Below are 12,108 nucleotides of genomic sequence, written 5' to 3' on the forward strand. Positions count from 1 at the left end.
CAATCCCTTTTCATTGACAGGAGGAGACATGAAAAAAATCTATTCCAGGCTGGCCGGCGTTGCCGCCGTGCTCGCGTGCGCCATGACCGGGCAGGTTCACGCCCAGGCAGCCAACTACCCGTCCAAGCCCGTCCGGCTGGTCGTGGGCTACGCCCCGGGCGGCACCACCGACATCAGCGCCCGTATGATCGCGGACGTGCTGGGCAAGGAATTCGGCCAGACCTTCGTGGTGGAGAACAAGCCGGGCGCCAACAGCAACATCGGCGCCGAAACCGTCGCCCGCGCGCCGGCCGATGGCTACACCCTGTTCGTCGGTTCGATTTCGACCGCGATCAACCAGTCGCTGTATTCGAAAATGTCGTACGACGCGCTCAAGGACCTCGACGCCGTCGCGCTCTTGAACGTGGTACCCAACATCCTGGCCGTGAACGCCAACGTGCCGGTCAAGTCGGTGCAGGAATACATCGCCTACGCCAAGAAGAACCCCGGCAAGCTGACCTGCGCGTCGCCCGGCAATGGCTCGTCCGCGCACCTGGGCTGCGAGCTGTTCAAGATGAAGGCCGGCATCGACATCCTGCACGTGCCTTATCGCGGTAGCGGCCCGGCGGTGGCCGACCTGCTGGGTGGACAGGTCGATTCGATCTTCGACAACCTGCCGCCGCTGTTGCCTCACGTGCGCGCCGGCAAGCTGACCGGCCTGGCCGTCACCACCGCCAGCCGCGTGCCGTTCGCGCCTGAAATCCCCACCATCGCCGAATCCGGCGTACCGGGCTTTGACGTGGCGGCCTGGTTCGGCCTGTTCGCCCCCGCCGGCACGCCGCCGGAAATCGTGCAAAAGGTGAACGCCGCCATCAACAAGGCGCTGACCTCCGATGCCGCCCTGGCCGCGAACTACCAGACCAACGGCTTCCTGATGCCCCCGCCGCCCAACACGCCGCAAGCGTTCAAGGCCTTCATGGAAAGTGAAACGAAGAAGTGGGGCGAGGTCGTCAAGGCGACGAACCTGCAGATCAACTGATCCGGGGCGTACCGGGCCGGATCAGGCCTGGTTGCCAAGATTGCCGATTTGCGTGTTAGAATGTTCGACTTTCCAGGAAAGCATGTCTTTTCTGGTCAGATTTGCCGACGTGGTGAAATTGGTAGACACGCTATCTTGAGGGGGTAGTGGCGAAAGCTGTGCGAGTTCGAGTCTCGCCGTCGGCACCAAGAATTTGTTCACGGCCTGGAAGTATCGAGGCCTGGAAGTATCAAGAACCCGCATTTCTCAAACGAGAATGCGGGTTTTTTGTTGTGGCAATTCTTTGTGGGTGGATCTACGCAAGCGGTATACGCAAACGGTATACGCAAACGCGGTCGAATAATCCGGCATTCGGATATTGGGACGTCGGGGGCAGGGCCGGCATTAATACATACATAAATACATACATGCATGTCAGCCACCGCATCTCGAATACCCCGCCTGCATTGCCTATCGATTGCAGGTCTTAATGATCTCAGGCGCCAATCTCTCGATATCTGCTGTAGACAAGGCGGGAAGCGCCTGCGGCTTGGTATGTTGCTTCAGGACGCCGAGCGCGCATGCGCAATAGGGGGCGTTTCCATTGCTGGTGGCCGCGCAGCTTTTCTTGAAGTTCGTGTCGAACTCGGGTTCTCGTGAGCACGCCGTGAGTAACAACGGCATAAGCATAGCCAAGAAACATCGGTACACATTGATGTGACGCATTGTTAATATTAACCTTATAATCTAACATTATCTCAAATTAAAACATGAGATAAATGCTTGGTGCACAGGGGCGAGACGGGCAGGAGCCCGTTTTTTTCATTTGACGATTTGATGCAAAAAAGTAACAAAATATGCTGGGCGTAAGATTACGTAGCGACAAAATCGATCAATTCGACGTCTTGGGCGAGCGCGGTCAGGCCATCCACCTCGTGGCAAGCCAGATCCTTGCGGTCTTGAAAAGCAAGCGCCCCGATCTGCTGGTCCATTTCGCGGTTCCGCAGCCGAGCGAGAACGGCAGCCGCATCGACTGGTATGCGCCGACGCCCGGTTCCGTCGTCGCGTGGCATGCCGCGACTGCAACAGAGCAGTCGGACGCGTTGGCCCGGTTGGAAGCGGTACGCGCGGGCGTCGCCCAGTTGCGCGAGTCTGTCCAGGCCAAGGCGGGCGGGAACGACGCCGCGCTGTTGGGGCAGCTGCTGAAGTGGATCATGCATCACCCTGATCCGAGCTTCGTGTTCCTGGTCGGCGGACAGCCCGTCATCACGTTTTGGGGTTTCCTGCATAGCGGGGCAGATCGTTCTTTCGATCCGCTGCACTCCTTGCGTCCCGCCCCCTCTTTCAATGTGTCATCGCAGCCGCCCGCACCTGAAGCGGTGAAGATCCCGATCTCTGCCGCGGCGCCTGGCATCGCGGTGCGCACCCCTTGGTGGAAGCGCTGGTGGCCATGGCTGGCCTTGCTGTTGTCCTTGCTGGCGTTGTTGTTCGGGCTGCGCGCCTGCGCACCGAACCTGATGCCGAACCTGGCTTTGCCTGGCCTCGCGTCTCGGGTCGAGTTGCCGCGTGATGCGACATTGCCGGACGGCAAGGTGTCCCTGCCGTCGGTGCCGGGCGTGGATGGGACGGGCGTCCAGGTGCCGGGCGCCGTTGCCCCCGGGGGCGCGTCGTTGCGCGGCGCTCCGGATAGCGCGGCGTTTGGATCGGACCGGCCCGCATCCACGGGCGCGCCCGACGCAGCCCAAGCGCCCTCCACGCCGGGCGCGGGCGGTCAGCCCGCCGCGTCGGGTGACGGCTCCGCGCCTGCCACGCCCGGCGAGGACCCCGCCAAGGCGGCGCCGCCGAGCTTGCCCGACAACAAGGACGCGCTGGAAATTCCGGCGGACGCGGGCGAGGGCAGCGCCAATTTCCTCAACGGCAATTGGCGCGCCGGCGCGGGCATCCAGGATCGCGACACCGGCGAGCCCTTGCGTCTGCACTACCAGTTCCAGAACGGCGAGGGCCAGGTCACGGTCAACCGCCACAACGGCGTGCAATGCACGGCGCCCGTCAGCGCCGCCATGAGCAAGGGTTCCTTGTCGATCAGCAATAGCGTGGCGGCCAAGTGCAGCGACGGCGGCACCTACGACATGCCGCTCATCCAGTGCAAGCCGGCCGCGAAAAACGTCGCTTCATGCGCCGGCAACTATGGGGAAGAACCGTTCCCCATATCGATGCGACGCGCCCAACCTTAATCGTTGAGAGTATTTGTCATGCTGCCCCCTGTTGATACCTATGACGCCGACAAGGACAACGTCGAGCTTTTCGGCAATACGGGCGTCCAGTTCCTTGACCTGGCGTGCGCACTGCCGGAACTCAAGCGCGAACCGGAAGGTGAATTCTGCATGCATCCGTCCGGCCGGATGCCGATCCGGCTGCATGTACCGGACGACGGCAGGCCCGGCTATGAAGACAGGCCGGGCAATTTCGTCGAGGCCAAGGCGACATTTTCGCTGCCCATGCAGGAAAGCCTGGAACTGTTCGACGGCTTCTGGCTGCCGGTGCCGTTCTTTCGCTACAAATCGGACAGCCAGTTCGATCGTGGGCCGAAGAACTGGGCGCGACTGCGCCTGGTCAAGCTGGATGAGGCCGACGCCAATGGCAACACGCATCGCGTGACATTGGCCTTCGATACGCGCACCCGGGCCCGGGATGACGCGCGCGACTACATCGAGCCCTACGACGAGGACATGGAAACCGGCGCCGTGTTCCGCCTGGCGTTCAACCTGCATGAAATGCAATGGTTCCTGGACGAGCAGGAGTGGGTCGTCAAATGGCTCGAAAGCGTGTTTCGCGAACGCCGTGACGATCTTGAGAACCGTGAAATCGAAAAGGCGCTGGCCAAGCGGGAACATCTTGCGCACTACCTGAACCTGCTCAGCCTGATGCGTGAGTCGGCGCCGACCACGCGTTCCAACAAAGAGCAGAAGGCCAAGGTCAAGATCAAGCTGCCCCGCATCAAGGTCCTGAACATGCTGGCCCCCAACGCGAACGGCCGCAAGGTGATCAAGGGCGGCAGCGTGCCTGTCGATCTGGTGCTGGATGTGGGCAATTCGCGGACGTGCGGCATCCTGATCGAAGAGCATAAGCAGAACGACAACGGCCTGAACGATTACACGTTCCTGACGCTGCGGGACATGACTCGGCCGGAACGCATCTACCAACAGCCGTTCGAGTCGCGTGTGGAGTTCGCGCCCGTCAGCTTTGGCAAGGACGATCTTTCCCTGCAAGGCGGGCGAGACGACGCGTTCGTGTGGGTGTCGATGGCCCGAGTGGGTACCGAAGCCACGAACCTCGCCGCACGCAAAGAAGGCACCGAGGGTTCCACGGGCCTGTCCAGCCCCAAGCGCTACCTGTGGGACGCCGAGGATGCCTACGAGTCCGGCTGGCGGCCCAACGCGTCCACGATCAAGGGCGAGGCGCCGGAATGGGCAACGCTGGGACCGTTGAAGAACCTGATCGACGAGAAAGGCATTCCGCTGTACGGACCGTGCGCGCTGTACCAGGACGAGGAGACGTCCGGCTTCCCGGCCTTTGAAGCCCACTACACGCGCAGCGCGTTGATGGGGTTCATGCTCAATGAAGTGTTCGCCCAGGCGGTGTCGCAGATCAACAGCTGGCTGTACCGCTCGCGCAAGAAGGACCGGACGTTGCCGCGCTATTTGCGCGCCATCATCCTCACCGTGCCGCCAAGCATGCCGCAGGTGGAGCGCGGCATCTTCAAGCAACATGCGCAGCGCGCCCTGAGCCTGCTCTGGAAGAGCATGGGCTGGCATACGGGTGACGGCGACCCCGTCGAGGATGACGAGGACGAGAAGCACGACCTATTCACGCTGGCCTTGCCCAAGATCGTCATCAAGTGGGACGAGGCGACCTGCGGGCAGCTGGTTTACCTGTACACGGAGGTCGTGACGAACTTCAGCGGCTATGCCGAGGAATTTTTTGACACCCTGGCGCGTCGGGAAAAGACCGATCGTGAGTGCATCACGGTAGCCTCGCTGGATATCGGCGGCGGCACCACGGATCTGGTCATCACGGACTACAAGCTGGATCGTAGCGGCCGCCAGTCGGCCAACAGCTTCGTGCCCATCACGCCCACGCAACGTTTCCGCGACGGTTTCAAGGTGGCCGGTGACGACATCGTGCTGGAAGTCATCCGCAAGTACGTGCTGCCGTATCTGGAAGCCGCGCTGAAGGAAGCGGGCGCCCGGGATGCCGCGGCCCTGATGGACATCCTGTGCGGCAGCACCGGGGACGACGAAAGACAGCGCCTGCTGCGCCAGCAACTGACGTTGCAATGCTTCTATCCCCTGGCGCTGGTGCTTCTCAAGGAATACGAGAACTACGATCCGGAAAAGCCCGCCGAACGCAAGGAAAAGACGATTGGCCAATGGCTGCACGACAAGCAGCCCTTGAGCGCTGCGGTGCGGGGATTCGTGGGCAAGGCGCTCAACGAGGCTGCCGGGCAGCCCGTGGAATTCGATCTTGAAAGCGTCCCGTTGATTGCCGACCCGGTCAAGATGCATTTCGATTTCCTGACCGACAACCTGGATATCTGCAACACCCTGCGCAATCTATGCGAAATCGTCAATTACTACGACTGCGACGTGTTGCTGCTTACCGGCAGGCCTTCCGTGTTGCCGGGGGTGCAGGCGGTGATACGCAAGGCCATGCCGTTGCCGCCCGGGCGCGTGGTGCCCATGCGCAATTACCGGACGGGCGATTGGTTCCCCTTCCGCAAGGCGGGCTGCATCGACGATCCCAAGACCACGGCATCGGTCGGCGCCATGGTGATCTGGCTCTGCGAGAACAACCGCATCCCGACGTTCAAGATCAACACCCGCACGCTCAGGCCGAAGCCGCTGATCCGCTACTTCGGCGAGATCGGCAACGACAACATGCTCAAGTACGGCAACGTGTTGTTCTCTGACATCCAGACGCAGCAATCCGAGGACGGCAAGACGTCGATGGACCAGAGCATCGAGTTGCCCGTGGGCGCGGACGGCGATGTGCTGCCGTTCAAGATGGAAAACACCGCACGGCTCGGCTATCGACAGCTCAAGATCGAGCGCTGGCCAGCCACGCCGATGTATGTGCTGGGCTTCGATCGCGAATGGGAGCAGGAATACAAGCGTTCCCAGGAATCCAATCCGAACAAGTCCCATGCGTCGGGCCGGGTGTACTTCAAGGTGGCCAAGCCTACAGAACAGGAGCGCAAGGCGGGCCTCATCAGCGACAGGCTGCTGGTCGCCAAGACCGCGCCGTTGACGGACGACGACAAGAGCCGGCCGACGGTGCGGTTGCAGTTGAACACCCAGCTGAGAATCGGGAAGGCGAATTTCTACTGGCTGGATAGCGGTAGCGTGAAGGGTTGATGGCGATATGAGCGAATCTCAGAAACAACTGGCACGTCAGTGGCGTGCGATCCATGACGGTGCGGCCCGTGCGATCGAATGGATCGACGCGGTGCGGGGCAATTCCAAGAAACTGGACGACAAGGCCGATGGCCTGGTCTATGGGTTGCGCCGGGCGAGCAACAAGGCGCGTAGCCTGGAGCGGGCCGCGGGTCACCCGATGGCCATCGGTTTCTTTGGTCTGTCGCAGGCGGGCAAGTCCTACCTGATCTCCACGCTTGCCGCCGGCGAGAATGGCCGCCTGGAAACCGACCATGACGGCGAGCTCGTCGATTTCCTGGCCTCGGTCAACCCCGCAGGCGGAGGCAGCGAGGCTACGGGCCTGGTGACGCGATTCACGCGGATCAAACCCGCCATCCAGGACCGCGCCTATCCGATCGAAGTGCGCCTGTTCCGGGAAATCGACCTGGCCAAGATACTGGCCAACGCCTGGTTCAAGGATTTTGACCAGGGTCGGGTCGACTACAAGATCGACGGCGACCGCGTGAGAGCGCTGCTGGACCGGTTCGCGGACCGTGCGGCCAGTTCGCCCCAGCCGGGCGTTGACGCCAATGACGTCGTGTCGCTCTGGGACTACGTCGCCGCCTCGTTCGGCAACCACGTCAAGGCCTTGGATGGCGACTTGAAAAGCGGCTATTGGGCTCGGGCCGTTGCTCTTGCGCCGCGCCTGTCCAGTCGCGATCGCGCGGAGTTCTTCTCCATTCTGTGGGGTGAAATCCCAGAGTTGACGCAGGTCTACGCGCAAATCGCCGACAGCCTGTGCGCCATCGGCCATGTCGACGTCGCGCACATTCCCCGCGATGCCGTGGAGGACAAGGGCGGTCCGCCCAGCATCATGAACGTCACGATGCTCGACCACATTGGCGGCGGTGACAACGCCACGGTCATGGTCCGAGGCGTACGTGACGGCAAGTTGAACGAGCCGGTGTCGATCAGGCGTTCACACCTGGCGGTCTTGACGACGGAATTGGTGTTCCCGCTGGCCAATATGCCCCGCGAGCGTTGCCTGGAAGCCGTGGACCTGCTTGATTTCCCCGGCTATCGGGGCCGCTATGACAAGACCAGGCTGAGCGAAATCCCGAACAACCCAGTCGGGGAACTGCTGCGCCGCGGCAAGGTGGCGTATCTGTTCGAGTTGTATAGCGAGAACCAGGAAATGAATGGCCTGGTGCTGTGCACGCCCGCCAACAAACAGCCCGAAACGAGCGCGGTGGTTCCAGTACTGGATCACTGGGTCAGGCAAACGCAGGGAGAATCCGCCCGGGACCGCTCGGCGCGGTCAGGACTGCTGTGGGCGGTGACCATGTTCAATGCACGCGTCTCGGACATGCTCAACAAGCAGGACAAGTGGCACCAGGAGTGGAAAGGGCTGAACGACATCGCTTTCAAGATCTATGAAAGCCTGGATTTCATGCGCGATTGGAAAGGGGGCAAGCCCTTCAACAACACGTTCCTGGTGCGCACGCCTTCCTATACCGCTTTCACCGTCAAGGAAGACGGCAAGGAAGACGGCAAGGAACTGGCCGTGGCGCCCGAGAAGCAGGAAATCCTGGACAGGATGCGGGCCAGCTTCATCGAGGCGGACGTGCTGCGCAGCCGCTTTGCGCAGCCCGGCGAGGCCTGGGACGCCATGATGCGACTGAACGACGGTGGCATGGGAAACCTGGCCGGATCCATCGCGCAGATCAGCGATATCGACTTCAAGCTGTCACGCCTGCGCAATCAGGTGGGCGACGAGCACCACAAGATCCTGGACCGGGGTATCGGCCTGTTCCACCGCGAAGGCAGCGATGCCGAAGGCGCGAAGCAGAAGAAAAGGGAATTGGCCGACAAGGTCGCGCCCGTGCTGCGCAATATCGCGGACAACCCCAAGGCCTACTTCCTCTTGTCGGAATTGATGCATGTGTTGGAACTGCCGAGCGAAGCGCTGCGCGATCTTTACCTGAGCGGCGCCGACGTGGCGCAGGCAAGCCCCGCCCAACCTGAGGCGAAGGCCGCGCCCGACAGCAGCGCCGATGCCGACGACCTGTTCGCCAGTCTGCTGGATGGCGGCGCGGACGAGGCCGAGCCGGCCCATGCGGTAGCTGACCCGGCGCCCGCGGATACCTACGAGCGTTGGTTCGCCGATTCGGCATTCAAGCTGTGGCTGAATCATTTGAGCGAGATCCCGAGCCGCACGCGCCAGCACGCGATGCTCAAGAACATTCCCCAGGACATCCTGGAAATCGTGGTTGAAGAACTGCGCAACGCGGCATACCGCGAGAACAGCAAGGGCCGCAACCTGCCTCAACAGATGCTGCAAAGCCTGCTGTCGCGCACCGATAGCGCGTCCAAGCGCGACCAGATGGTGATGAGCCAGGTCCTGCGCGTGCAGACGGTGTTGCGCGACTTCATCGCGTGGCTGGGCTATCTGGACATGAACACGGACGACAAGCCCGCCAGCGCATCGGTGGCCAACGCCAAGGTGTTCGCCAAGTCGGCCTTGTTGGACGCGGGCACCGGCATGCCGGATCTGCCCGAGAAGAATGACATGGGCAAGGGGCGTGAATTCCTCAAGGACTGGGTGTCCTGCCTGATCGACATGATCGTGAAGAATGCCGGCTTCACCGCCGGGCAGGAGATCAGTGACGAACAGAACGAGGCGTTGGGCGCCATCATTGCCGACATCAGAAAGGGATGACACATGGCTGTATTTGTTTCATTTAACCCGCTGCCGGACCGGCGCGCGGGATACGCCGAACTCCATGTCGAGAGCTGGAGCGGCGATGCGGTCGAGGTCGAGCTGGGCATTCGCCGCAACGCCTCGCCGGCACACCTGGATGCGCAAGGGAAGTGGGGCGGCGAACAGCAGTGGCTGCGTTTTGGCAATGGCCAGGTCCGCGGCGACAGGCTGGTGATCGAGGTGGGGCCCGCAATCGTCGACGCGTTGCTGCAGGCCAAGCGCAATGCTTCCTTCGTGATCGGCGTGCGCAAGCCTGATGGCAGCATGACGCAGCACCCGGTGCGTTCGATTCCCGACAGCGTGACGCCGTCCACCGCAGCGGGTGAAGCGCCCGCCCAGGCGATGGTGGTCGAAGTCGCGCCCAAGCCCACGTCGCCGCCGGTGGTGACGCCGCCTCCTCCTGTCGAGGAGCCGGTGGGCGCGGACCCCGTCCCGGCACCGCAACCGCCGTCCCGTCGTCTGGGGCTCATCGTCGGGGGCGCGCTGGCCTTGCTCATCGCGGCGGGCGCGGCCGCATGGTTCTTGCTGAAGAAAGCAGACATTCCTGAACCGCCGCCCAAGCCGGAGGCGCCCGCCGCGACACCCGAGCCGGCGCCGGCAGCCGCGGCATGTTCCAAGGAAAACCTGGGCTCGGCGGCGGAAATGGCCTTCGTGCAGGACTGCGTGCGTGACGTCAAGGACTCCGCGGCCATGTTGGCCATCATCCAGGCTGCGCGCGAGGCGGGCAAGTGCTCCATCGCGCAGCGTCTGTACGCCAATCGGGCGCAGGCGGGGGACGTGCGTATCGCCTTGGCCTACGCCCAGGAGTACGACCCGGCGGCCTACAAGGAAAACGCCTGCTTCAAGGCGGATGCCGCCACGGCCGCGTATTGGTATGAAGCGGTGCTGGAAAAGGACAAGGACAACGCCCAGGCCCAAGCGCGCCTGAAGGAATTGCAGAAATGAGGAAGATTGCCCTGGCCCTGGGTCTGCTCGGCTTTGCCGCAGTCGTGCATGCCGCGCCGCCGTTGTTGCAGGAAGGCAAGAAGACGCTCTACCAACGCGTGCTGACCACCCCGGGCTGCGCCTTGCATGAAGCGCCGGACGGCAAGGCCGGCGCCGTGCAGCCGACTTTCAGCCGCTTCTATGTCTACGCCAGCCAGGCGGCGGGGGGCAAGACCTGGGTGCAGGTCGGGCCCGATTCCTTTGGCAAGACGCTGGGTTGGGTCGACCGGTCCTGCACCGTCGACTGGAAAATGCAGATGTCGCTGGCGTTCACCAACCCCGCCGGCCGCGACCGCACGTTGTTCTTCAAGGACCGGCCGGCGCTGGACACCGTGCTCAACGCCATCGATCCGGTCGAGAAGATCGCCCCGACGCGACAGCAGCTCAAGACCAAAGGTCAGGCGCCGGGCGTTGTCGCCCAGGAACCCGAGCTGTTCGTCGATATGACCAAGAACTTCTATCTGCTGCCCATCCTGAGCGGAGAAGAGGTCATGACGGAACAGAACGTGCGCGTGCGGGTGCTGAATGTCGCCTCCGTCAGCGCGGCGGATCCTGCCAGTGCGGCCAAGGCCAGCCAGGACCAGTCCACCGTGCACGAGCGGACCAAGCAGATCAAGGAATTCAGTTCGGCGGTCGTCTTCGTCATCGACTCGACGGTGTCGATGGACCCCTACATCGAACGCACGCGCGAGGCGATCAAGAAGGTCTATGCCAAGGTCGAGGCCGAAAAGCTGGGCGACAAGGTCAAGTTCGGGCTGGTGGCCTTCCGTTCGAGCACCAAGGCCGTTCCCGGGCTGGAATACGTCAGCAAGGTCTACGCGGACCCGAACAAGGTCAAGGACGGCGCGGATTTCATGGCCAAGGTCGCGGAATTGAAGCAGGCCAAGGTATCCAGCAGCCTGTTCGACGAGGATGCCTATGCCGGCGTGATGGATGCCGTCAACAGCATCGACTGGCGCCCCTATGGCGCGCGTTATGTCGTGCTGATCACCGACGCGGGCGCTATCGAGGGGAGCGATAAATTGTCCTCCACCGGCATGAGCGCCAGCCAGGTCCGGCTCGAAGCGGCCAAGCCGGGCGTGGCCATCTACACCCTGCACCTGAAGACGCCTGCAGGCGCCAAGAATCACGCCAGCGCCGAAGCGCAGTACCGCAATCTGTCCACCTATGGCGGCACCAATCTGTCGTTGTACTACCCCGTCAATGCCGGCGATGTGAACGAATTCGGCAAGAAGGTGGACGCCTTGTCCGCGGCGATCACGCAGCAGGTGAAGTCCGCCTACCAGGGCGAAGATGCCGTGGGTAGCGCCGCCAACGCGACGGACCCGGGCAAGCGGCCCGCCAACGCAGACGAGAAAATGCTGCAGGACGCCGACTTGATCGGTAATGCGATGAAGCTGGCTTACCTGGGCGAACGCATTGGCGCCAAGGCACCGCCGGTATTCCAGGCCTGGATCAGCGATCGCGATCTCATCAAGCAGACCGTGCCCGTGACGGACGTGCGCGTGCTGCTGACCAAGGGGCAGCTCAGTGACCTGAACGACGTGATGAAGAAGATCGTCGATGCCGCCAACCAGGGGCTGATTTCTCCGACCGATATGTTCAACCAGTTGCGCAATGTGGCGGCCACCATGGGCGCCGATCCCAACAAGTTGGAGAAGTCGGACAAGAAACTAGCCGAGATGGGATTCTTGTCGGAGTACCTGGACGGCCTGCCTTACCACAGCGAGGTGTTGAACCTGGACGAAGCGACCTGGAAGAGCTGGGACGGCCTGGCGCAGGAAAAATTCATCCGCAACCTGACGACCAAGTTGCGGCACTACCAGCTGTACAACGCCGATGTCGACCGTTGGGTGTCTCTGGCGCCAAACAGCGACCCGCGCGACCACGTCTATCCCGTGCCTCTGGAAATGATGCCCTGAGCGGACGGACGATGCTGGCTATTGATGATT

6 protein-coding genes and 1 tRNA gene are annotated in these 12,108 nt (G+C 62.5%); all 7 read left to right on the plus strand.

Going from position 1 to position 12,108, the window contains the following annotated elements; translation table 11 throughout:
• Positions 1–28 precede the first annotated feature (28 nt).
• The 7 genes from AC3WMR_RS01270 to AC3WMR_RS01300 all read left to right on the plus strand — a co-directional run bounded on the left by AC3WMR_RS01270 (position 29) and on the right by AC3WMR_RS01300 (position 12,078).
• Positions 29–1,018, plus strand: a complete 990-nt coding sequence (locus AC3WMR_RS01270) for a Bug family tripartite tricarboxylate transporter substrate binding protein (protein ID WP_492262349.1) — start codon at positions 29–31, stop codon at positions 1,016–1,018.
• A gap of 103 nt (positions 1,019–1,121) precedes the next feature.
• Positions 1,122–1,206, plus strand: a tRNA-Leu gene (locus tag AC3WMR_RS01275).
• 648 nt (positions 1,207–1,854) lie between these two features.
• Positions 1,855–3,231 (plus strand): SrfA family protein, encoded by a 1,377-nt coding sequence (locus AC3WMR_RS01280; RefSeq protein ID WP_492262350.1) that lies wholly within the window; start codon positions 1,855–1,857, stop codon positions 3,229–3,231.
• 18 nt (positions 3,232–3,249) lie between these two features.
• Positions 3,250–6,411, plus strand: coding sequence for a virulence factor SrfB (locus tag AC3WMR_RS01285; RefSeq protein ID WP_492262351.1), 3,162 nt, complete (start codon positions 3,250–3,252; stop codon positions 6,409–6,411).
• A gap of 7 nt (positions 6,412–6,418) precedes the next feature.
• Positions 6,419–9,130, plus strand: coding sequence for a virulence factor SrfC family protein (locus AC3WMR_RS01290; RefSeq protein ID WP_492262352.1), 2,712 nt, complete (start codon positions 6,419–6,421; stop codon positions 9,128–9,130).
• 3 nt (positions 9,131–9,133) lie between these two features.
• Entirely contained in the window at positions 9,134–10,117 is a 984-nt protein-coding gene (locus AC3WMR_RS01295) for a hypothetical protein (RefSeq protein WP_492262353.1), read from the plus strand.
• Positions 10,114–12,078, plus strand: a complete 1,965-nt coding sequence (locus tag AC3WMR_RS01300; protein WP_492262354.1) for a vWA domain-containing protein — start codon at positions 10,114–10,116, stop codon at positions 12,076–12,078. Before AC3WMR_RS01295 ends, AC3WMR_RS01300 begins: the two co-directional genes overlap by 4 nt.
• Positions 12,079–12,108: the final 30 nt, after the last annotated feature.

This window comes from Achromobacter sp. FW305-C-28, assembly GCF_058783235.1.